The organism is Streptomyces sp. NPDC048441, from assembly GCF_043200235.1.
Classification (GTDB): Bacteria; Actinomycetota; Actinomycetes; order Streptomycetales; family Streptomycetaceae; genus Streptomyces.
Genome location: NZ_JBICXM010000007.1, coordinates 1 through 21,538, shown reverse-complemented (window position 1 = coordinate 21,538; position 21,538 = coordinate 1). Strand labels below are relative to the sequence as shown.

Annotated in this window: 23 protein-coding genes; 11 read left to right on the top strand and 12 right to left on the bottom strand. The window is 69.6% G+C overall.

Annotated elements, in window-relative coordinates; genetic code table 11:
* Nucleotides 1-67: 67 nt before the first annotated feature.
* The 3 genes from ACGFSB_RS18855 to ilvA all read right to left on the bottom strand — a co-directional run bounded on the left by ACGFSB_RS18855 (nt 68) and on the right by ilvA (nt 3,404).
* Complete coding sequence (locus tag ACGFSB_RS18855) at nt 68-943, bottom strand: ABC transporter permease (protein WP_393400269.1); 876 nt, start codon at nt 941-943, stop codon at nt 68-70.
* Nucleotides 940-1,947 carry an ATP-binding cassette domain-containing protein gene (locus ACGFSB_RS18850; protein ID WP_393400266.1) on the bottom strand — a complete coding sequence of 336 codons (1,008 nt, stop codon included), beginning with the start codon at nt 1,945-1,947 and terminating at the stop codon, nt 940-942. The genes ACGFSB_RS18855 and ACGFSB_RS18850 overlap by 4 nt, the downstream gene beginning before the upstream one ends.
* Nucleotides 1,948-2,174: 227 nt before the next feature.
* Complete coding sequence (gene ilvA, locus ACGFSB_RS18845; RefSeq protein WP_393400264.1) at nt 2,175-3,404, bottom strand: threonine ammonia-lyase; 1,230 nt, start codon at nt 3,402-3,404, stop codon at nt 2,175-2,177.
* Between the two features lie 145 nt (nt 3,405-3,549).
* On the opposite strand from ilvA, the gene ACGFSB_RS18840 reads away from it, so the two are divergent.
* From ACGFSB_RS18840 to ACGFSB_RS18830, 3 genes are all read left to right on the top strand, one after another.
* Nucleotides 3,550-4,053, top strand: a complete 504-nt coding sequence (locus ACGFSB_RS18840; RefSeq protein WP_393400262.1) for a MarR family winged helix-turn-helix transcriptional regulator — start codon at nt 3,550-3,552, stop codon at nt 4,051-4,053.
* Between the two features lie 127 nt (nt 4,054-4,180).
* Entirely contained in the window at nt 4,181-4,663 is a 483-nt protein-coding gene (locus ACGFSB_RS18835) for a sigma factor-like helix-turn-helix DNA-binding protein (protein ID WP_393400259.1), read from the top strand.
* On the top strand, nt 4,660-4,914 hold the full coding sequence (locus tag ACGFSB_RS18830; RefSeq protein WP_393400257.1) for a hypothetical protein: 255 nt from the start codon (nt 4,660-4,662) through the stop codon (nt 4,912-4,914). The genes ACGFSB_RS18835 and ACGFSB_RS18830 overlap by 4 nt, the downstream gene beginning before the upstream one ends.
* 19 nt (nt 4,915-4,933) lie before the next feature.
* On the opposite strand, the gene ACGFSB_RS18825 is transcribed toward ACGFSB_RS18830, so the two are convergent.
* The gene (locus ACGFSB_RS18825) at nt 4,934-6,088 is read right to left on the bottom strand and encodes a cystathionine gamma-synthase (protein ID WP_393400254.1); all 1,155 of its coding nucleotides are present in this window, start codon (nt 6,086-6,088) and stop codon (nt 4,934-4,936) included.
* 89 nt (nt 6,089-6,177) lie between these two features.
* On the opposite strand from ACGFSB_RS18825, the gene ACGFSB_RS18820 reads away from it, so the two are divergent.
* Both ACGFSB_RS18820 and msrA read left to right on the top strand, forming a co-directional pair.
* On the top strand, nt 6,178-7,296 hold the full coding sequence (locus tag ACGFSB_RS18820; protein ID WP_393400252.1) for a hypothetical protein: 1,119 nt from the start codon (nt 6,178-6,180) through the stop codon (nt 7,294-7,296).
* Nucleotides 7,297-7,448: 152 nt separating this feature from the next.
* Nucleotides 7,449-8,147, top strand: coding sequence for a peptide-methionine (S)-S-oxide reductase MsrA (gene msrA / locus ACGFSB_RS18815; RefSeq protein WP_393400249.1), 699 nt, complete (start codon nt 7,449-7,451; stop codon nt 8,145-8,147).
* Between the two features lie 109 nt (nt 8,148-8,256).
* Here msrA and ACGFSB_RS18810 read toward each other — a convergent pair whose 3' ends face one another.
* Nucleotides 8,257-9,378: a multiprotein-bridging factor 1 family protein gene (locus tag ACGFSB_RS18810; RefSeq protein ID WP_393400246.1), complete on the bottom strand. Its 1,122-nt coding sequence runs from the start codon at nt 9,376-9,378 to the stop codon at nt 8,257-8,259.
* A gap of 303 nt (nt 9,379-9,681) precedes the next feature.
* Between ACGFSB_RS18810 and ACGFSB_RS18805 the strand changes: the two genes are divergently transcribed.
* The 4 genes from ACGFSB_RS18805 (at nt 9,682) to ACGFSB_RS18790 (ending at nt 11,843) form a co-directional block, all read left to right on the top strand.
* The gene (locus ACGFSB_RS18805) at nt 9,682-10,050 is read left to right on the top strand and encodes a hypothetical protein (protein WP_393400244.1); all 369 of its coding nucleotides are present in this window, start codon (nt 9,682-9,684) and stop codon (nt 10,048-10,050) included.
* Nucleotides 10,047-10,313, top strand: coding sequence for a hypothetical protein (locus ACGFSB_RS18800; protein ID WP_393400241.1), 267 nt, complete (start codon nt 10,047-10,049; stop codon nt 10,311-10,313). Before ACGFSB_RS18805 ends, ACGFSB_RS18800 begins: the two co-directional genes overlap by 4 nt.
* 263 nt (nt 10,314-10,576) lie before the next feature.
* Nucleotides 10,577-11,236, top strand: a complete 660-nt coding sequence (locus ACGFSB_RS18795) for an ATP-dependent Clp protease proteolytic subunit (RefSeq protein ID WP_393400238.1) — start codon at nt 10,577-10,579, stop codon at nt 11,234-11,236.
* A gap of 1 nt (nt 11,237) precedes the next feature.
* The gene (locus tag ACGFSB_RS18790; protein WP_393400235.1) at nt 11,238-11,843 is read left to right on the top strand and encodes a ClpP family protease; all 606 of its coding nucleotides are present in this window, start codon (nt 11,238-11,240) and stop codon (nt 11,841-11,843) included.
* A 13-nt stretch (nt 11,844-11,856) separates the two neighbouring features.
* On the opposite strand, the gene ACGFSB_RS18785 is transcribed toward ACGFSB_RS18790, so the two are convergent.
* From ACGFSB_RS18785 to ACGFSB_RS18770, 4 genes are all read right to left on the bottom strand, one after another.
* Nucleotides 11,857-12,216, bottom strand: a complete 360-nt coding sequence (locus ACGFSB_RS18785) for a helix-turn-helix domain-containing protein (RefSeq protein WP_393401140.1) — start codon at nt 12,214-12,216, stop codon at nt 11,857-11,859.
* Between the two features lie 167 nt (nt 12,217-12,383).
* On the bottom strand, nt 12,384-13,328 hold the full coding sequence (locus ACGFSB_RS18780; protein ID WP_393400232.1) for an aminoglycoside phosphotransferase family protein: 945 nt from the start codon (nt 13,326-13,328) through the stop codon (nt 12,384-12,386).
* A 37-nt stretch (nt 13,329-13,365) separates the two neighbouring features.
* A complete protein-coding gene (locus ACGFSB_RS18775; RefSeq protein ID WP_393400229.1) occupies nt 13,366-13,752 on the bottom strand; it encodes a VOC family protein in 387 nt (128 codons plus the stop codon).
* Nucleotides 13,753-13,941: 189 nt separating this feature from the next.
* On the bottom strand, nt 13,942-15,012 hold the full coding sequence (locus ACGFSB_RS18770; RefSeq protein ID WP_393400227.1) for an NAD(P)-dependent alcohol dehydrogenase: 1,071 nt from the start codon (nt 15,010-15,012) through the stop codon (nt 13,942-13,944).
* A gap of 118 nt (nt 15,013-15,130) precedes the next feature.
* Between ACGFSB_RS18770 and ACGFSB_RS18765 the strand changes: the two genes are divergently transcribed.
* Nucleotides 15,131-16,051, top strand: a complete 921-nt coding sequence (locus ACGFSB_RS18765; RefSeq protein ID WP_393400224.1) for a helix-turn-helix domain-containing protein — start codon at nt 15,131-15,133, stop codon at nt 16,049-16,051.
* 23 nt (nt 16,052-16,074) lie between these two features.
* Here the strand turns inward: ACGFSB_RS18765 and ACGFSB_RS18760 are convergent, their stop codons facing one another.
* Together ACGFSB_RS18760 and ACGFSB_RS18755 are read right to left on the bottom strand one after the other, a co-directional pair.
* On the bottom strand, nt 16,075-16,845 hold the full coding sequence (locus ACGFSB_RS18760) for a group II truncated hemoglobin (protein ID WP_393400222.1): 771 nt from the start codon (nt 16,843-16,845) through the stop codon (nt 16,075-16,077).
* The gene (locus tag ACGFSB_RS18755; protein WP_393400220.1) at nt 16,842-17,294 is read right to left on the bottom strand and encodes a winged helix-turn-helix transcriptional regulator; all 453 of its coding nucleotides are present in this window, start codon (nt 17,292-17,294) and stop codon (nt 16,842-16,844) included. Before ACGFSB_RS18755 ends, ACGFSB_RS18760 begins: the two co-directional genes overlap by 4 nt.
* A 50-nt stretch (nt 17,295-17,344) precedes the next feature.
* On the opposite strand from ACGFSB_RS18755, the gene ACGFSB_RS18750 reads away from it, so the two are divergent.
* Entirely contained in the window at nt 17,345-17,731 is a 387-nt protein-coding gene (locus ACGFSB_RS18750) for a YybH family protein (RefSeq protein WP_393400217.1), read from the top strand.
* A 117-nt stretch (nt 17,732-17,848) separates the two neighbouring features.
* On the opposite strand, the gene ACGFSB_RS18745 is transcribed toward ACGFSB_RS18750, so the two are convergent.
* Nucleotides 17,849-21,175 (bottom strand): S8 family serine peptidase, encoded by a 3,327-nt coding sequence (locus ACGFSB_RS18745; RefSeq protein ID WP_393400215.1) that lies wholly within the window; start codon nt 21,173-21,175, stop codon nt 17,849-17,851.
* Between the last annotated feature and the right edge of the window lie 363 nt (nt 21,176-21,538).

Genomic DNA, 21,538 nt, shown 5'->3' with positions numbered 1-21,538 from the left:
CGCGAGCCGTGCGGGGGGCCTTTCGCGCGCCTGGCCCAGAGGGCCGGGACGCGGCGAGGAGACGTGATCAGCTACTTGCCCGGCGGTACTTGCGGACCGCGAGCGTGCGGAACGCCACGATGATGAGCACAGACCAAATCAGCGAAGCCCAGACGGGGTGCTCCATCGGCCAAGCTCCGGTGACTGACTTCGGGACACCCTCGATCGTGTTTCCGAACAGCTCTCGCGCTGCCGCGACCGTGGCACTGAAGGGGTTCCACTCGGCGACGTACTGAAGGAACCTCGGCATCCCGTTGACCGGAACGAAGGCGTTCGAGATGAACGTCAGCGGAAACAGCCAGATCAGCCCTCCCGAGGTCGCCGCCTCGGGGGTCCGCACGGACAGGCCGATCAGTGCGCCGATCCAGGTGAACGCGTAGCCGAGCAGCAGGAGCAGGCCGAAGCCCGCAAGGACCTTGCCCATGTTCTCGTGTGTGCGCCAGCCGACGATCAGTGCCACCACCGCAAGCACAGCCAAGGTCACGGCCGTCTGCACCAGATCCGCGAGGGTACGACCGGTCAGAACGGCGCCACGCGCCATCGGCAGCGACCGGAAGCGGTCGATCAGGCCCTTGTGCATGTCGTCGGCGATGCCCGCACCGGCGCCCGCCGTGGCGAACGTGACGGTCTGCGCGAAGATGCCCGCCATCAGGAATTCCTTGTAGGCACTCGCGCTGCCGGCGGGCGCACCTGGAATGTTGATGGAACCACCGAAGACGTACGTGAACAGCACCACGAACATCACCGGCTGGATGACCCCGAAAAGGATCATCTCGGGAATCCTGGTCATGCGAATCAGGTTCCTGCGGGCGACGACCAGGGAGTCCCTGACGGACTGGCCGATGCCGCCCGCGGGCCTGGGGCCCGCCGTGGGCTTGGTCACGATGCCGGTCGCGGTGCTCACTTGTCGGCCTCCTTCTCGGGCTTGCCCTCGGCGTCCGCCGTCTCGCCGTTCCTCTCGTCCTTCACCTCGGCGACATGGCCCGTCAGCGAGATGAACACGTCGTCCAGGGTCGGGCGGCGCAGGCCGATGTCGTCGATCTCGATCCCGCGGGCGTCCAGCTCGCGGATGACCTCGGCGAGCAGCTTGGCGCCGCCGGTGACCGGGACCGTGAGCTTGCGGGTGTGGTTCTCGACGGCGACCTCGCCCTTGCCGAAGCCGCGCAGGACCTCCGTGGCCGAGGTGATGTGCTCGCGCTCGTGCACCACGACCTCGACGCGCTCGCCGCCCGTCTGCGCCTTGAGCTGGTCGGAGGTGCCGCGGGCGATGACCCGGCCGTGGTCGATGACGCAGATGTCGTGCGCCAGGTGGTCGGCCTCTTCGAGGTACTGGGTGGTGAGCAGCAGGGTCGTGCCGCCGGACACGAGCTCCTGGATGACCTCCCAGAGCTGCTGCCGGTTGCGGGGGTCGAGGCCCGTCGTCGGCTCGTCCATGAACATCACCGGGGGCGACACGACGAGCGCGGCCGCGAGGTCGAGGCGGCGGCGCATCCCTCCCGAATACGTCTTGGAGGGGCGGTCCGCGGCGTCGGCGAGATGGAACCGGTCGAGCAGCTCCCCCGCCCTGACCTTCGCCTCCTTGGCCTTCATCTGGTAGAGCTGGCCGACCATCTGGAGGTTCTCGCGGCCGGTCAGATACTCGTCGACGGCGGCGAACTGGCCGGAGAGGCCGATCGAGCGCCGCACTTCGTTCGGATGCTTCAGTACGTCGATGCCCGCGACGACCGCCTTGCCGCTGTCCGGCGTGAGGAGCGTCGTCAGGCAGCGCACGGCCGTGGTCTTGCCCGCGCCGTTGGGCCCGAGAAGGCCGAGCACGGTGCCTTCCGGGACATCCAGATCGACGCCGTCCAGAGCCTTTACGTCGCCGAAGGTCTTCACTAGACCTTCGGCGTAGATGGCGCCTGGCATGTGGGTTCCCCCAGTGGTTTGGGTGACTTCCTACGGAAAAGCTTAGATTTGCCGGGTGTCTAGCGCCCGGCGACCAGTGACGTGAGACACAGCATAACGCGATACATCGCGTCACCTCAACCAGTTCGGCAAAGCCTGTGGATAACGCAAAATAGCGGGGAACGCCGTTGCGCGTGCAGGAATTTCACACTGCCCGCCCGGCCGGTCCCCCACCGGGGAGGCAACGGTCAGTCGATGATCGTGTAGCCCGCGTCGTGCAGCGCCGTCCCGACCTCGGAACAGTGCGCGGGACCCTTCGTCTCCAGCTGCAACTCCACCTCCACCTCCGTGAGTCCGAGCCGCGGATCGGTCCGCACATGGCTCACGTCGATGACGTTGGCGTCAAGCTCCGACAGCACCCCGAGGAGCGTCGCGAGCGCCCCCGGCCGGTCCGTCAGGCGCAGCCGCAGCGACAGATAGCGGCCGGCCGCCGCCATGCCGTGGCGCAGGATCCGCTGCATCAGGAGCGGGTCCACATTGCCGCCCGACAGGAGCGCGACCACCGGGCCCTCGAAGTCGCGCGGGCGGCTCAGGAGCGCCGCGACGGGGCTCGCGCCCGCGGGCTCGACGACCATCTTGGCCCGCTCGAGGCAGAGCAGCAGCGCGCTGGACAGCTCGTCCTCGGAGACCGTGACGATGCCGTCGAGCAGCTCGTCGATGATCTGGAACGGCACGTCACCGGGACGTCCGACCTTGATCCCGTCGGCCATCGTCGACGGGTTCCCGATCGACACCGGGTGCCCGGCCGCGAGCGAGGGCGGATACGCCGCCGAGCCCGCCGCCTGCACGCCGATCACCTTGACGTCGGGGCGCAGCGCCTTGACCGCCACCGCGATGCCCGCCGCGAGCCCGCCACCGCCCACGCCGACGACCAGGGTGCGCAGCTCAGGGCACTGCTCCAGGATCTCGAGGCCCACTGTGCCCTGGCCCGCGATGATGTCCGGGTGGTCGAAGGGGTGGATGAAGACGGCGCCCGTCTCGCGCGCGTACTCCTGCGCCGCGGCCAGGGTCTCGTCGACCACCTGTCCGTGCATCCGCACCTCGGCGCCGTAGTCACGGGTCGCGGCGACCTTGGGCAGCGGGGCGCCCACCGGCATGAAAACCGTGGACCGCACGCCGAGCAGCGAGGACGCCAGGGCCACGCCCTGCGCGTGATTGCCCGCACTGGCGGCCACCACACCTGCCGCGCGCTCCTCGGGGAGCAGGCCCGCGATCCGTACGTACGCCCCGCGCAGCTTGAAAGAACCCGTCCGCTGGAGGTTCTCGCACTTGAAATGGACCGGCGAGCCGACCAGCTGCGACAGGTGCCTGCTGCCTTCCATCGCCGTCATCCGCGACACACCGGAGAGCATCTTCTGGGCGCCGCGCACGTCGTCGAGAGTGACCTTCGGCAAGGAGTCAGGTGTGCGGTAGCTCATGACGGCCAGTCTCCCAGTTCACACCAGGGTCCTCCTGTGGTGACCACAGGCCGAGACTGGTTTGCGCAGCGCTGGTACGCCTCGCCTCCGGGCCGCGTACCCTGTCCCCCAACCCATCGCCCTCGCATGAAGTGAGCCCCCGGCCATGCCCACAACTCCGGACATGACGACCGCCAGCGATCCCGGCCTCCTCGACACGCTGCAGCACCAGGTGGCCGTGTTCGCCCGCCGTGCGGAGCAGACGCGCCTAGGCGGCGTAGGACAGGTCCGCAACTCCATGGACCGCGCCGCGTATCTGCTGCTCAACCGCCTGGACAAAGAAGGCCCGATGGGCGTCAAGGCGCTCGCGGCGAGCATGGGGATCGACTCCTCGACGGTCACCCGACAGGTCGCCCCGCTGGTCGACACGGGACTCGTCAAGCGCACCTCGCACCCTGAGGACGGCCGCGCCGTGGTGCTTCAGCTGTCGCCGCGCGGCGAAGCGCGCCTCAACGAAGTGCGCTCCTCTCGGCGTGACCTCATGGCAGAACTGACCGATGACTGGTCCCCGGAGGAGCGCGAAAGCTTCTGCACGCTCCTCACGCGCTTCAATTCCGCGCTCTCCGCCCGCCAGACCTCGCAGTCACCTCCGGACGCCCCGGCTTCCTGAACCCGGCGGCTCCGGACGCCCCGGCTTCCTGAACCCGGCGGCTCCGGACGCGCCCGCCTCTTGACCCCGGGCCCGTGCCTGGCCTCATATGAGACCGGGAGCCCGTTCCCTTCAGGCGGGAGGAGCGGTGCGCGAACGGCAGGCGTTCTTGAACGCCCGCCGCGCCCGGGAGTTCGAGGCATTCGTCGCGGGCGCGGCAGGGCGGCTGCTGCACGCCGCGACACTGCTCACCACCGAGCCACCGGACGCCAACCCACGCGCGCGTGCCCTGCTCACGGCGTCCCTGGCGCATTCGTACGCGACCTGGGACCGGATGCGCGGCGAGGACCCCTACGACCGCACCCGTCAACAGCTGGCCATCCGCTTCGCGCGCGGGGCCTGGCGGCGGCACCGCAGCCACGGCGGCATCCTGGCCCGGCTCACGCCCCAGGAGCGGCTCATCCTCGTACTGCGCCTGTACGAGGGTGTCGCCGAGGAACAGACCGCCGCGCTGCTCGGCCTGCCCGCCGACCGGGTGGGGGCGATCTGTGCCCGTGCCATGGCGACGGTCCTGCACCCGCCACGCGGGCCCGCCCCCACGCGCCCCCTGGGGAAGGCTGCCGCCTCATGAGCCAGTACGACCGCAAGGAGAACGCGATCCGCCAGCTCCTGGACAGCGGCGTGCCACCCTCGGTCCCGACCGAGCTCTACGAGGAGGCACTCCGCCGCGGCGGCCGCAAGCTGCGCCGCAGGAGGGCGCTGCGCCGTCTTCTGTGGCTCCTGCTCCTCGTGGCGGTGGCCGCTTTCGTGGTGTGGGCGTCGGTCGCGCAGCCGTGGGTGGAGCCGCCGTCGAAGACGACCCCACCGCTGACGAACTGGTGACCGACGGCCGGGTGGTGGCCTAGCCCAGAGCCTGCTGCAGGTCCGCGAGGAGATCGTCCGCGGCCTCGATGCCCACCGAGAGCCGCACCAGGTCCCCCGGGACCTCGAGCGCGGAGCCCACCACCGACGCGTGGGTCATCCGCCCCGGGTGCTCGATCAGGGACTCCACGCCGCCGAGGGACTCTCCCAGAGTGAAGAGCTTCGCGCGGTCGCATACGGCGACCGCGGCCTCCTCGCCGCCGTCGACCCGGAAGGAGACCATCCCGCCGAACGCCTTCATCTGCTTGGCCGCGATCTCGTGCCCGGGGTGGTCCGGAAGTCCGGGGTAGAGAACGCGGGTCACGCGCGCGTGCCGCGTCAGCATCTCGGCGATCTTCGTCGCGTTCTCGCTGTGCCGGTCCATGCGGACGGCCAGCGTCTTGATGCCGCGAAGCACCAGCCAGGCGTCGAAGGGACCGGCGACGGCACCCATCGCGTTCTGGTGGTACGCCAACTCCTCGCCGAGCTCGGCATCGTTGACGACAAGGGCGCCACCGACCACGTCCGAGTGACCGCCCATGTACTTCGTCAGCGAGTGCACGACGACGTCCGCGCCGAGCGCCAGCGGCTGCTGGAGATAGGGGCTCGCGAAGGTGTTGTCGACGACGAGGCGGGCCCCCGCGTCCTTGGCCACCTGGGCGACGGCGGCGATGTCGGTGATGCCGAGCAGCGGGTTGGAGGGGGTCTCCACCCAGATCGCCTTCGTACGGTCGGTCAGCGCGGCCCGTACCGCCGCGGGATCGGAGGTGTCGGCGACCGACCACTCGACGCCCCACCGCGAGACGACCTTCGCGAAGAGCCGGAACGTGCCGCCATACGCGTCATCGGGGATGACCACGTGGTCTCCGGGGGCCAGCAGCGTACGCAGCAGGCAGTCCTCGGCGGCGAGGCCCGACGCGAAGGCGAGCCCGCGGCTGCCGCCCTCGAGGGCGGCCAGATTCTCTTCAAGGGCGGTACGGGTGGGGTTCGCGCTGCGGCTGTACTCATAGCCGCCGCGCAGCCCGCCGACGCCGTCCTGCTTGTATGTCGACACCTGGTAGATCGGCGGGACGACGGCGCCGGTGAGCGGGTCGGCGGTGTTGCCCGCGTGGATCGCGACGGTCTCGAAACTCTGGCTGCTGAACGTGTCACTCATGCGTCCAGAGCCTAGTCGGGGGCGGGGGAAGGGCCGACAGGTTCGAGACTGGTTCGCCAAGTGTCAGACCCGTCTGGTTCGCTTGTGTCATGGAGATTCTCTGGGCGCTGATGGCAGTGATCATGATCGGGGCGGTCCTCGGACCGTTCCTGCTGCGCAGGCGCGGCGGAATCCGGCAGGTCGCCCCCGGTTCACCGGACGCCGCGGACCCCGCGAACTACGGATTCGCGCGCCAGGAGGAGCTGGACATCCGGATGCCGGGCCCCGACCACGACCTCCTCGACGTCCTCGACGTGGTCCAGGGGTCGCAGAGCTGGAAAGCGGCCTCGCAGCTGCTCGCGGGCACGGAGGTGCACGGGGAGGTGCGCTGGCAGCGTGTCCAGGCGTTCGCGGGCGCGGCATCCCTGGAGCTGCGGCAGCGGCCCGGTGGGGTCAGCGACAACCCCGGCGGGCAGTGGCTGCGGGTGTGGCGGGCCGAGGCGCCCAAGGACGCGGGCGGCGCGGCGGTGCACGCGGAGTTCCTGGTCCAGCAGGCCTGGCGGTCATCGGCGTCCGGCACCGACGAGTTCCGGATCATCCTGGAGGAGGCGCGGGAAGCCTGCGCCCAGGCAGCACTCCTCTCCCCCGGGGACCCGATCCCGTACATCATCGAGCTCTCCATCGCCCGCGGCCTTGCGTACCCGCGCGAGGAGTTCGAGCAGCTGTGGCTGAAGATCCTGGACCGCGCGCCCGCGCACATGGGGGCGCACCTGGCGGCCCTGCACTACTGGTGCGAGAAGTGGCACGGCTCGCGTGACCTGGCGTACAGCTTCGCGGAGGCGGCGGCGGCCCGCGCCCCCAAGGGCTCGCTCCTCTCCGCGCTCCCGCTGTTCGCGGTGTACGAACACCTGCCCGAGGTGAATCTCGTCCGCGGTTTCTACGAGAGCGAGGTCGTCACCAAGGCGGTGGAGGGCGCGCTCTACGCAGTGCACTCGGCCCGCCCTGACGACCCGATGCTGGCGCACGTGCGGCACCTCCTGACCTTCTTCCTGGTCCGCAGCGAGCGCTGGTCGGAGGCGATGAACCAGCTGGTCCATGTGGACGGCCACGTAGGCGCGCTGCCCTGGACCGTCTCGTCCGACCCGGCCGCGGACTACGCGGTGTACCGCGCGCTCGCGGTCGCGGGCTACGAGGCGAACGGCGGCAGCCCGGCGACGCTGTCGCACTGAGGCGTCCGCGCCCGCGCCCGCGGGCTGAGGGAGGAATGCGGCTCCCCCCGCACACGTTGACGTAAGGGCCGCACGCCCCACTGCACACCGGCCCACTGCACACCGCCCCACCCCGCACCGCCCGTTCCACCCCGCTCCAGGAGGACAGCCCGATGCTCTTCGGCCGCACGCCCGAGCTCCCCACCCCCGAGCAGGCCCTGAAGGGCCGCGCGACCCCCGAATTCGAGGTCCCCTCCCGCCACACGGTCCTCGGCAACGCACTCCTGGGCCCGTACCCCGACGGCCTGGAGATCGCGGACTTCGCGCTGGGCTGCTTCTGGGGAGCGGAGCGCAAGTTCTGGCAGACGGAGGGCGTCTGGACGACGTACGTCGGCTACCAGGGCGGCTCCACGGAGAACCCTTCCTACGAGGAGGTCTGCTCGGGCCTGACGGGCCACACGGAAGCGGTCCGTGTGGTCTTCGACCCGACCCGCGTCTCGTACGCCGCTCTCCTGAAGCTCTTCTGGGAGTCCCACAACCCCACGCAGGGCTTCCGCCAGGGCAACGACGTAGGCACGCAGTACCGCTCGGCGATCTACACGCACTCCTCCGAGCAGGAGGCGGGGGCGGTGGCGTCGCGCGACGCGTACCAGCAGGTGCTCACCTCGGCGACCCACGGCGAGATCACGACGACCATCCTCCCGGCAGCCCCCCGCCCGTTCTGGCCTGCCGAGGGATATCACCAGCAGTACTTGGACAAGAACCCCGACGGCTACTGCGGAATCGGCGGCACGGGCCTGCGGCTGGACAGCCCCTCGGAGACGAACTGGGGCCGGGCTTGCCCGACGGGGATCGCACCTGCCGGGGACTGAGCGAGCCCTTCGGAGGGCTCAGCCGCTCGTTCCTCCTCCAGGTACCGAGTGCTCTCGTCCGTGCGCGCGCTCGGTACCAGTCGGCGGGAGCGGGCGGCTCCTCAGGGCCTCAGGGAGTGATCGTTGCGACAGTGTCGCTGACAAGGGCAGAGAGCCCCGCGGGAACTGAAGCTGCGCGATCGACCACTTGCAGCGCATCCCGCAAGAGGAGACGGTTCCGGCCCGAACTGATGGTGTCCAGAAGAGGCAAGATCTTGTGGATCTCTTCCTCAACCTCTTTCCACGCTTTCCCTTGCGCGTAGCTACGCACAAGCTCAATGCGGTAGAGCATGGCACCCCTCGGCGTGGCACGTTCGAGCGCCTCGTGAAAGGTGGGGATAGCCGAACCCAGATCGCTGAGACTCAAGAAGGCATGCCCCGAATGCCCTTTGACCTCTTGCTGGTTCACCCACCATGTCCACTCTGGATCTCGCGGATCTAGGGAATCCTCAAGCCCTCCACGTGCCGCGTTCAGGTCGACCAAGGCGCGCTGGCGTTCCCCTATCTGCGCAAGTGCCCTACCACGCCTGACCCGTGCGAGCAGTGCCACGCGTGGAGGAACTCGGCGCTGCGACAAGACCTCGTCAGCAATGCGGAGAACTCCCCCTGGACGATCTCGCTCCGTGTCGAGCATGGCGAGCATGTCCAGGGCAAACCACTCAAGAGCCCGCTCACCCGCGTGACGGGCCAGCATGTGCGATTCGAGGAACGCATTGCGGGCGGCGTCGTGCTCCCCAGCATCGAAGAGAAGCCATCCAGCGACTTCGGCGGCTTCCGACACGACGGCCAGGTAGCGTCGCTGCGCCGCGTCCGGGATTTCTCCGGCATCAAGCTTGCGTTGGGCAGAGCGCCAAACTTGAACTGCGACGGGTGCCACAAAATCTCCGCCGTGCTGGTCGGCGTGCCGAAGAGTGAATGTCGCACTCTCTTTTATGTGCGAGATATCCGAATCCGGACCACTGAACTCAACTGCCGAGGCTGCGTTTCTTGGCGTGGCCAATTGCACCAATTCCCCGCCAGCCTGAAGGAAATCATCCAGCATCTCTGCCAATTGGATGGAGGGGCGCTGACGGCCATTGGAGACACGAGACAGATAGGCCACGTTGTAGTTGAGCGCACGAGCAGTGCCGCGCAGGCTCATCCCTCTGTCCGTGAGGAGTGCGCGGAGCTTGAACCCGAAGTCGGCGCTCATGTGCTTCCCCTGGTGTTGACCGTGTTCTCCAGCGTAGCTGTCAACGGCTGTCAACTCCCGCTGGTGCACCCCCGATGGCAAGGATGGCGAGACAGACCCCGGCGACCGTGCGACCGGCCCCGGGGCATGGCCAACGCTGACAAGGAGCGTCAACATGCCGGACTGTCTCGCCCGGGTCGCCAAGCCGTCGTTAAGGCCTCCGCCGCCCCCTTCGGGGTGCCACCCGGCCCCCGAGTTGGCCTCAGTTGCCCCACTCCTGAAGGCCACCCGCCCCCTCCTGATCTATGGGGTGGAGGTGACGACATGAAGAATCAGACGCGGGTGCTGCCGTGGTCGACGCTGGAGGGCAATCCCTGCATCCTGGTGGGTCCGGGTACGGGCTTCATGTCGCGGATGGCCGACAACATCGAGAGTGTTCAACTGGGCATGGCCGGTGATCTCCTCGGGCACGCGGCGGACACGATCGCCGACCCCAAGGCCACGCCTGAGGAACTCCGCTTCGTGGCAGCCCGGTTGACCGAGTCGCTCCGGGAGGTCCACCGGATCGCAGAGAGCCGGGGAGATCGCTTGTCCTCATTCGATCAACCCGACGTGGACGACGGCGACGACGAGGACGACGGGGATGACGGGGATGACGAGGGGCCGCAGCTTCCGGCGGAGGCGACCGGATGAGCGAAGGCGGCGTTGCGCGAGGCCGCTACGTGCCGCTCGAATGGACGCTGGCGGCCATGCCCGCGGTGGGCGTGCGGCATGTCGGCACGTGTCTCGTCTGTAGTGGGCACTCGGTGGACACCGTCGATCCGGATGAAGCGCAGCTGTGGTGCCTCAAGCACGCGGGCATGACCCGCCATACCGGCTATGAGCTGACCGCGTTTCAGTTCTTCAGCGCCACGATCACTGATCCTGCGGTGAGTGAGGCGAGTCCGCCGACGTAGAGCAGGGCGGGGCTGGCCTGGCCTCAGGCCTCAGCTCTCAGGCCTCAGGCCTCAGGCCTCCCTCCGTCAGTTCCGCCCCTTCAGCTCCCCCTGCCCGGTGGCGCCTCTGCCGTCAGCAGATCTGCTGCGGGCCGAGAAACCTGACGCGGCACGGGTGTCCGGCCGAAGGTGGTGGGACAGGACAGCGGCCGCCGGGCACTACACCGTGCAAGCCCCGTGCGAACCACCGTGCGCGCCGCCCCCACCGTCAGGAGGTCGAAACGATGCCATCACTCGTCAACGGCTGGGACTCCGCCCTCGCGCCCCGCGGCGCCGAGGGTGAGACGCCCGCCTCCCGGTTCGACGATCATCTGGCCGCGCAGTTGCTGACCCAGCGGATCGTCTTCCTCGGCACGCAGGTCGACGAGGTCTCCGCGAACCGGGTCTGCGCGCAGATGCTGCTGCTGTCGGCCGAGGACCCCCGGACCGACATCAGCCTCTACATCAACAGCCCCGGCGGCTCCGTCACCGCCGGACTCGCCATCTACGACACCATGCAGCTCATCCCGAACGACGTGTCGACCCTTGCCATGGGATTCGCCGCGAGCATGGGGCAGTTCCTGCTGACCGTCGGGACCGCGGGGAAGCGGTACGCCCTGCCCAACGCGCGGATCATGATGCACCAGCCGTCCGCGGGCATCGGCGGTACCACCGCCGACATCGCTATCCAGGCCGAGAACCTGGAGTTCACGAAGAAGGCCGTCGAGCGGATCACCGCCGAGCACACGGGGCAGAGCGAGGAGAGCATCTCCCGTGACGGCGACCGCGACCGGTGGTTCACCGCCGAGCAGGCCAAGGAGTACGGGATGGTCGATCGGGTGCTTGATTCGCTGGACGACGTACGGCCGTCCACTACCAAGCCGCGCATCGGACTGGGGGTCTGACATGAGCCAGTACACGATTCCGACCGTCGTCGAGCGCACTCCGCAGGGCGAGCGCGCGTACGACATCTACAGTCGGCTGCTCTCGGAGCGGATCATCTTCCTGGGTACGGAGATCGATGACGGCGTCGCCAATGTCGTCATCGCCCAGCTGCTCCATCTGGAGTCGTCGAACCCCGAGCGCGAAGTCGCCATCTACATCAACTCCCCCGGCGGCTCCTTCACTTCGCTCATGGCCATCTACGACACCATGAGCTTCATCAGCGCGCCGATCTCCACGTTCTGCGTGGGGCAAGCCGCGTCCACCGCCGCCGTGCTCCTCGCCGGGGGCGACCCCGGGCGGCGCTTCGTGCTAGAGCACTCGCGCGTGCTGCTCGGCCAGCCCGCGAGCAGCGGTCAGCAGGGCACGGTCTCCGACCTCGCCCTCCAGGCCAAGGAGATGGTGCGGATCCGCTCGCAGGTGGAGGAGGTCCTCGCGCGCCACTCGCGGCACGAAGTCGCCACCCTGCGCGCGGACATGGACCGCGACAAGGTGTTCACCGCGGAGGAGGCGGTGGCTTACGGGCTGGCCGACGAGGTGCTCAACCGGCGGATGCTGGCCGCGGCATAGATCCGGGGAGCGCTCACGCCGCCAGTCGGATCTCTCCCTGACGCGGCCGCGTCGACTGCGCGTGACGGGTCAACTCGGTCTGGGCCAGGGAGAGCAGGTCCGACAGGCTCAGACCCAGCGCACGGGCGCCGGCCGCGAGGACCTCGGAGGAGGCCTCCTTGCGGCCGCGCTCCAGCTCGGAGAGGTACGGCATCGAGATGCGCGCGGCGTCGGCGACATCCTTGAGCGTGCGCTCCTGAGCGAGGCGCTCGCGGCGCAGTACGTCCCCGACCACGTCCCGCCACAGGGGCTCTTTCGCCTTTGGCGGTACGGGAGTTGTGCGCACCGGGGCGACGGGCGGCGCCGTCCTCGCCGCGCGGGGGCGCAACGGGATGACGCGGGCCTGCTCCCGGGGCTCGGCCCGCTGCTCGGGCTCCGCCTGCTCCGGCTCGTGGTTCCGCTCGTGGCTGCTCACCCTCTCAGGGTAGGAGCCGCGCGGCCCGCCGGAAGGGATCAGCGTTCCGCCCCCGGCGAAATCGGGCTGCGCGAGGCTGCGCGAAGCTACGCGAGCGCCTCCGCCAGGCCGTCCGCGGCCGAGATCCGCCACTGCGGGTCGCCGTGCAGCCGCCCCCAGTACGCCATGGTGACCGCTCGGGCCTGCGTCCACCTGCGAGCCCGTGCCGGGTCGACCTCGGCCGCTTCCGAGAAGACGGCGAGGCGGCGCAGGACGGTCGCCTTCGCGTCAGAGGCGGTGAACAGTTCCTCGAAGCGGTGGTGGAGCAGCGTGATCGAGTCGTACGCCGGGTCGCCCACGTACCCCTTGGGGTCGATGGCGAGCCAGGGTTCGCGTTCGCCCCGCAGGACGTTGCCGACGTGCAGGTCGCCGTGGATGAGGGTGTCCGGCTGGTCGGGCCCCAGCTCCCGCAGGGTGCCGATCGCGGCATCGAGCAGACGGGAGGCCAAGGGAGACCCCAACTCCTTGTCTCCGTCCGTCAGTTCGCGCTCCCACTCGCCGCAGAGCGCGCTCATCCGGGGCAGTTCCGCGGGCGCCGGTACGGCGAGCCGCCGGGCGAGCCGTCCCGCGACAGTCAGCGCGGCCTCGGCGTCCGGCAGGTCGGCGAGGGAACCCGCCCCCGTTCCCGCCCGGCCTCCGGCCCGATCTCCCGCCCACTCCAGCAGCATCGCGAACCGCGCGTCGTCCCGCTCGAACAGGCGGACCGCGCCCCGGCCCGACCACACCGCGAAGGCATCGGGCTCGTGCACATTGCCGGGGTGCGGGAAGGAAATCTTCAGGACGGCGGGCGACTCGTCGTACCGCCGTCGCACCGGAATGACGATGCCGACCTGCCCATGCGTCGCGGGTGCCACCGGCTCACAGTCCCAGCGCCGGAGCAACTCCTCGGCCAGCTCCGGCAGGGTCGCGAGCCAGGCGCGACCCGGCTCGCCCTCCCGCTGGATCGTACTCAGGGCGAAGCCCTCTGGTACCTCGACGGGTGTCCCGATCATCCTGGCACCCTAGGGCCTGTCCGGCCTGGGCAGCTGCCTAGCTCCCGCTGCCGTACGGCTTCGTGATGATCTCCAGGATGTGGCCGTTCGGGTCGTCCCAATAGACGCCCCGGCCGCCGTCGTGCGTGTTGATCTCGTTGACGATCTTGTGGTGCGGATCGGCCCAGTAGGTGAGCCCCGCGTCCTTGATGCGGCCGAAGATGGTGCCGAACTCGTCCTCGGAGACCAGGAAGGCGTAGTGCTGGGGCGCGATCGGCTCGCCGCCCGCCTCGACATAGTCGAGCGTCACCCCGTTGGGGATCTCGACGGGGAAGAACGGGCCGTACTGGGGCCCGACTTCGAGTCCGAGGATGTCGGCGAGGAACTGCGCGGACGCCTTGTTGTCCTTTGCGGCGACGATAGTGTGGTTGAGCGCGATGGACATCGTGTGACCTCTTCCTGCACCTGTGGAGTGCCCGTTTCCCGCACCTGTGGAGTGCCCGTGTCGATGTCCACCACACTAGGCGCGGGCCGTGCGCCCAGTATCGGTCGCACGGCCCTTCACCTGGTGCTCAATGCGGCCTAGGACCGCGGGCCGAGGCGTTTTCCGGCCACACCCGATGCCCCGAGTGCCTCAGATCGTGGCCGTGTCGATCACGAAGCGGTAGCGCACATCGCTGGCGAGGACGCGCTCGTACGCCTCGTTGATCCGGTCGGCGTCGATCAGCTCGATCTCCGAGCCCAGGCCGTGCTCGGCGCAGAAGTCCAGCATCTCCTGGGTCTCCTGGATGCCGCCGATCATGGAGCCCGCGAGGGTCTTGCCGCCGGCGATCACGGAGAAGAGGTTGAGGGAGACCGGCTCCTCGGGCGCGCCGACGTTCACGAAGGCACCTTCCGAGCGGAGCAGGCCCAGGTACTTGTCCAGGGGCAGCGGCGCGGAGACCGTCGACAGGATCAGGTCGAAGGAGCCCGCGAGCTGCTCGAAGGTGGCGTCGTCGCTGGTCGCGTAGTAGTGGTCGGCGCCCATCTTCAGGCCGTCGTCCTTCTTGCGCAGGGACTGCGAGAGCACGGTCACCTCGGCGCCCATGGCGTGCGCGATCTTGACGGCCATGTGGCCGAGACCGCCGAGGCCGACGACGGCGACCTTCTTGCCGGGGCCCGCCTGCCAGCGGTGGAGCGGGGAGTACGTGGTGATGCCCGCGCACAGGAGCGGCGCGGCGACGTCGAGGGAGAGGCCGTCGGGGATGCGGACGGTGAATGCCTCGTCCACGACGACGTGCGTGGAGTAGCCGCCGTAAGTGGGCTCGCCGTCCTTGCCGAGACCGTTGTACGTCGGGACGTTGCCCTTGACGCAGTACTGCTCCAGGCCCGCCTTGCAGTTGTCGCACTCGCGGCAGGAGTCGACCATGCAGCCGACGCCGACGCGGTCACCGACGGCGAACTTGGTGACGGCGGAGCCGACCTCGGTGACGACACCGGCGATCTCGTGGCCCGGAACCATCGGGAAGATGCCCTCGCCCCAGCCGTCGCGGGCCTGGTGGATGTCCGAGTGGCAGATGCCGGCGTACTTGATGTCGATCAGTACGTCGGACTCGCCCACCGGGCGGCGCGGGATGGTGGTCCGCTCCAGCGGGGCCTTGGCGGACGGGGCGGCGTAAGCGGTGACGGTGGTAGCGGTGGCGGTGGTGCTTGTCTGTGCGGTCATGTCGTCAACCGTGCCAGGCTCGCAGGCATCTACCCAGGTCACAGCTCTGCCTACGTCCATTGGTCCTACTACTGACGGGGACAGGCTCGGATGCGTACGACCCCTGATACTGGAATACATGAACGCCGACGCCGATCAGGTCACGCACTCGCCCGCCGCCCCGGAGCCCCTCGACGGCCGCGCCGAGCTCAGCGAGTTCCTGCGCACCCGAAGGGCCCGGCTCCAGCCGGAGGACGTCGGCCTGCCGAACTTCGGGCGCCACCGGCGGGTGCCTGGACTCCGCCGCGAGGAGCTGGCGCAGCTCGCGGGGGTCTCGGTGGCGTACTACACCCGCCTCGAGCAGGGCAACGGCCGCAATGTCTCCGGCGAGGTCCTGGACGCGATCGCCCGCGCCCTGCGCCTCACGGACGCCGAGCACGCCCACCTGACGCACCTGGCCAAGCCCAAGCAGCACAAGAAGAAGCGCGCGGCCCGCCCCCAGCACGTACGGCCCGCGCTGCTCCAGCTCATGGACGTGATGGACGGCGTCCCCGCCTATGTGGTCGGCCGCCGTACGGACATCCTCGGCTGGAACCGCATGGCCGCCGCGCTCTTCGGCGACTGGGGAGCGCTGGCGCCCGAGGAGCGGAACTGGGCGCGGATCTGTTTCCTGCGCCCCGAGTCGCGGGCGCTGTTCCGTGACTGGGAGAAGAAGGCGTCGGACATCGTGAGCTTCCTGCGGATGGACGCGGGCTGCTATCCGAACGACCCGCAGCTTTCGGCCCTCGTCGGCGAACTCTCGGTGAAGAGCGAGGAGTTCCGCAGCCTGTGGGCCACGCATGACGTGCGCGAGAAGAGCCACGGCGTCAAGCGCTTCCACCACTCCCTGGTGGGCGACATGACCCTGTCGTTCGAGACGCTGCGGCTGCCCGACGACCACGATCAGTCACTGGTCACCTACCACGCGGAGCCGGATTCGGCGTCGGCCGACGCCCTGCGGCTCCTCGCCAGCTGGGGAGCGGACGCGACGCGCGCCGGGACGGCGGGCACCCAGCGGTAGGCCGGGGCCCCGCCCCCCACTCGTCACGGCTGGTACGGCGGCGCCGCCCCCCAGTTCCACAGCGGCACGGGCTGGTCGGTGGGCCGGGTGGCGTCCGGGCCCGAGAAGTAGACCGCGAGCCGCGTGCCCCACTCGACGTAGGCGAGGAAGGCGGACCGGAACTCGGCGTCCGTCGGAAGACCGGCGTCGTCCGCCGCATCCTGCATCAGGTTGACCCAGCGGCGGCGCTGCGGCTCTGTGATGCCCTTGCCGAGGTGCTTGCCGACCATCTGGGTATGGCCGCCGTGCTCCTGCGAGTAGGCGGCAGGGCCACCGAACACCTCGCCGAGCCACTGGGCGACGTGCTGGGCGTGCTCGGCGGGCAGGCCCTCGAAGAGCGGGACCAGGAGATCGTCCTTGAGGACCTTCTCGTAGAAGATCTCCGTGAGGCGCTCGAAACGCTCCTCGCCGCCCGCCCATGTGTACAGGGTCGGCGTCGACGCGCCCGTGCCGCGCACCGCGGTGGGTGTGTAGTGGCGCATCTCCTCGATGTTCTCCACGTACGGACGGATCTCCGCGAAGAAGTCCCGGAAGAGCTCCGAGCCCCGGAAGCCCTCCAGGTGGTCCTTGGCCGACGTCCAGGTGATGCGGAGGATGAAGTGCTCGAAGTCCTCCTCGCAGCGGGTCAGTTCATAGTCGACGCACTGCGGCGCCGCGGCCAGCGGGACGGCGGCGCGGGTGTACGCGGAGAGGAACTCCGCGGAGCGCTCGGACGGGATGCGGTAGCGGATGTACTCGACGGTGTGGGCGGTCATGTGGCGTCGGCTTCCTCTGCGGTGGGTGCTTCCTCTGCGGCGGGCGCTTCCTCTGCGGTGGATGGTGCGGGCACGCGCTCTCCCCAGTCCCACAACGCCTGTAGGACCGGGCCGAGTTCTCTTCCGTGGGGGGTGAGTTCGTAGGTGACCGTGGGTGGCCAGCCGGGTGTCCGGGTGCGCAGGACGACGCCTGCGGCGACCAGGTGCGCGAGCCGCTCTGTCAGTACCTTGTCCGACAACTCCGGGAGAATGGCGGCAAGTTCGCTGTACGCGTAGGAACCGGATCGCAGCAGTTCGCGGACGATCAGTGTGGTCCAACGGCCACGCAGGGCGGTGAGTGTGATCTCGACGGGACAGGCGGGGCTGGGTGCCGCGACCCGCGCCCTGGGGTCGTCCGGGAGCCCCCGGCCCTCCCCCTGGCTCCCCTGGCTTACCGTTCGGTGAGTCACGAAGACGCCTCCTACTGTGGCCCGCGACCGAGCCTCACCAGGAGGGTTACATGCCGCACTTGCCCCTGCCCACCCGCGCCGAAGACGTCCCCGCGGCCTTCGCCGAGCGGTTCAACAGCGGCGATCCTGACGCGGTGCGTGAGCTCTACGAGGAACATGCCGCGTTCGTCCCGGAGTCGGGGACGCCGGTCCACGGGATCGAGGCGATCGCCGAGGCGAACAGGCCCTTCCTCGCGATCGGCCTGCCCATCTCCCTACGCCCCCGCCAGGTGCACGTCTGCGGCGACATCGCGCTGCTGGTCGTCGACTGGGAGATCGAGGGCGTGGTCAAGTCCACCGCCACGGACGTGGCGAGGCGCGGCACCGACGGACACTGGCGATACGTGATCGACAGCCCTTTCGGCGCCGCGCCGGCTGCGCCCGCAGGAGGCGGCTAAAAGGTCTTGCCGCGATCCTGCGGGTGCGTCGTGGCTGGTCGCGCCCACGCGGCGGAGCCGCACATGTCGGAGCCCCGCGCCCCTTCGGGGCCCTGCCGAACCGCGCGGCCTGTCAGGCTATTTGCCGTAGTACGCGTTGTAGATCGACAGCGTCGACTTGTTCCCCTTCTTGTCCGCGATCTTCGCGTGGAAGGAGATCCCCTTGCCCGCGGCCGGGTTCTTGACCTTGATCTTGCCGCCGGTCACGGTGACCTTCTTCCAGGTCTGGCCATAGTCGTACGACACATACACCGCGAGGGACTTCAGGTTCGAGCCCGCGGCAGCGCCCTGCACCGTCACCGGCACGGACTGGGTCTCGCCCGCCTTGGCCCTGCTGCTCAGGTCGACCGCCGGGGCGAACCGCGCCGTGGAGACCGGCAGCTTCGCGTTGTCGGCCTTCTTGGAGCGGAACGTCCAGCTCGCGTCGATGCGCGTGGAGGCCGCGGCCACCTTGACGCTGCGCTTCACGGACGTCGACAGCTTGTACTCGGCATCGGCTGCCGGGACCTTGAACGAAGCGCCGCCGACCAGCGGGTCATCGTTCTCGCCGATCTTGGTGGCGCCCTTGTAGAGGGTCGTCTTCACCGAGGAGTAGAGCGAGGAGCCCACGTGCGTCTTGCCGTCGGCGAACAGCGGCAGATAGCCGCTGATCTCGTCGCCCTTGCGGGAGACCCCGAACTCGCCGCCGATACGCGGACCGAAGACGGCCGTGTTGAACGTCTTCTCGTAGCTCTTGCCGCCCGTGAACTTCTGTGCGGCGCCCAGCGAGTAGACCGCGTCGACGATCGGCCAGCCGTCCGGGTCGAGCCCGGCCTGCTGCTCGAAGTCCAGGCTCCACTTCACGTCGTCGGCCGTGGACAGGTGCAGGGTCCGGGTGCTCGGCAGCGACTGAGGGATGCTGATCGAGGAGCCGCCCGAGCTGCCCGGGAGGTAGCCAAGGGCGCTGAACGTGCCCTTCTTGCCCGACGCCGAAGCCCCCAGGCCCGCCTTCACCGTGGCGAGATCGGACGCCTTGTAGTGCTTGGTGTAGCCGGTCGCGACCTGCTTGACCTTGCCTCCGGACACGGTGTCGTACTCGGCGTCGTCACCCTTGGTCCAGTGCCCGTCCCACTGCTGGTGCAGCGAGCCGTCGGTGACCTGCGGGCCCAGGTGCGCGGTCCGGAAGTCGGTGTACGCGTCGAGCCACCAGCCGAAGGAGTAGCCCGCGTTCGGCGTGTCGACCGTGTAGTCGGGGGACGCGAAGAACGACTTGGCGTCCGCCGAAGGGACGGTGATGTCCACCGGCTTCGTCGTCCGCGCGTCCAGCGTCACCGTCGTGTCCTTGGTGATGCTCAGCTTCGGCTGGGCGATCCAGTCGGCGCCCTTGGTGAAGTCGTCCGGGTCGGCGTACATGCCGGTGTTGAGCACGTAACCGCCCTTGGGGACACGGAGCTTGACCGTGCCGGACGCGTCGTACGGGTCGAAGGACTTCTCGGTGGCGAGCCCGGAGATGCCCTCCAGGTCGCTGTCGTAGTACTTCGGAGCCTGGCCGTCGCGCCCGATGTGCTTCAGGGTCAGCTCGTACGACTCGACCTCACGCTCGACCGCGGCCCCCGTGCGCACGGACTGGCCGCCGCCGGTCGCCACGACGTACGCGGAGTACGCGCCGTCGACCGTCCCACCCGGCTTGGTGTCGGTGGTCAGATCGACCGAGGCGGTGCCGCCCGCGGGGACCTTCACCGTCTTCGCGCCGAGCTTGAAGAAGCCCGCGGGAGCCGGGGCGCCCTTGGGGTTCGTGCCCGTCACGGCGAGGTCGAGGGTGACGTCGTCCTTGCCGAGGTTCTTGTACGTCACCTTCTTGGTGACCGGCTTGTCGTCGGTGTGCGGCCACTGCTGGGTGTCGAAGCCGACGGAGACCGGCTCGGCGATCACCGACTGCTTGATGGCTTTGTCGACGGCGATACGGCCCGAACCCTGCTCGAACGGCGTGTACTTGCCGCCCTTCGTGGAAGCGGTCAGCGCGCCCTTGAGCTCGGCGTACTTCCACTCCGGGTGCTGCTGCTTGAGCAGCGCGGCGGCGCCTGCGACGTGCGGGGTCGCCATCGACGTACCGGAGATCGTCAGATAGCCCTCGGGCTTCTGGCCGACCTCCTTCTCGATGACGCTGCCGGGGGCCGCGGCGGCCGTGATGTCGACGCCGGGCGCCGTCACGTCGGGCTTGATGGCGCCGTCGCCGACGCGCGGGCCCTGACTGGAGAACTCGGCGAGCTTGTCGTCGTCATCGACCGCGCCGACGGTGAGGGCCGCGTCCGCGCTGCCCGGAGAGCCGACGGAACCGGGGGCTCCGTCGTTGCCCGCAGCGATGGCGAAGAGGATGCCCTTGTCCGCGGAGAGCTTGTTGACCTCGGCTTCGAGCGGGTCGACACCGGGGGTGTCGCCGCCGCCGAGGCTGAGGTTCACGATGTCGGCGCCCTGCTCGGCCGCCCACTCCATGCCCGCGATGATCCCGGAGTCGTCACCGGAGCCGGTGTCGTCGAGGACCTTGCCGTTCAGGAGCTCGGCGCCGGGCGCCACGCCCTTGAGCTTGCCGCCCGACTTGGCGCCGGTGCCGGCCGCGATGGAGGCGACGTGCGTGCCGTGGCCGTAGCGGTCCTTGGCATCCGCCGATGTGGAGAAGTTCTTCTCGCCGACGACCTGGTCCTTCAGGTCTACGTGCGTGGCGTCGATGCCGGTGTCCAGGACGGCGACCTTGACGCCCTTGCCGTCGAACCCGGCGGCCCACGCCTTGGGGGCGCCGATCTGCGGCACGCTCTTGTCGAGGCTCGCTTTTCGGACGCCGTCGAGCCAGACGCGGCCGACACCGGCGGCGGTGGCGCGGCCCTGCTCGGCGGTGAGCGCCTTCCACAGGTCGGGGGCGTCCTGGCGTGGGGTGGTGATGGCGTCGGCGTTCAGGGACTTCAGGGTCCTGCGGACCGTGGTGTCACCCGCGGCACGCACATCGGACTTGGCCCCGGCCGCGGGGCCCTGGTAGCCGACGATCAGCTTCAGGCCCTTCCGCTGGGCCTTCCGGTTGTCCTTCTTGCTCAACTCGGTGATGTCGAACAGGCGTTGGTCGATCTTGCCGGTGGCTATCAGACGCTGCGCGTCGGCGGGTATCACCAGCAGGTGACCGCCGATCCGCTTCGTCTGTACGGGGATCCGCTCCCGCCCCTTCGCCCGGTCGAAGGCGATGGGGCGGCCCTTGGAGTCGACGGTGACGCGGTCGCCGGTGATGAGCGTGATCCGGTGCACGGCCTGTCCCGCCGCCTGTGTGGCTGCCGGGAGCGTGTCGGGCTCCTGCTTGGCCGCCGATGCCGGGCTGGTCATGCCCGCGGCGAGGGCCACGGCCGCCGCTGTGGCGATCGTGGCCCCATAGGCTCTCTTCACTTTTCTGCGCAAGTCTCCCCCTGGAGGTCTAGGGGCCCTCGCCCCTGGGCGAGGAGTATTACCCAGAGTCGAACATCTGCTCAATAGTGCGTCAGAAGTGATGAGTTGGGAGAGATGAGACGCTGCCGACACTCCCGGCGGGGTACAGCACCAACGGCGGGGGGGGGGGGGGGGCGCCCCCGCGCGGGGGGGGGGCGGGGCCGGGGGGGGGGGGGGGGGGGGGGGGGGGGGGGGGCCCCCCCCCCCCCCCCCCCCCCGGCCGGGGGGGGGGGGCGGGGCGCGGGGGGGGGGGGGGGGGGGGGGGGGGGGGGGGAGCACCGCCGCCTTGAGGCCCGCGCCGGTCATCACGGCCGCGGTGTCGCG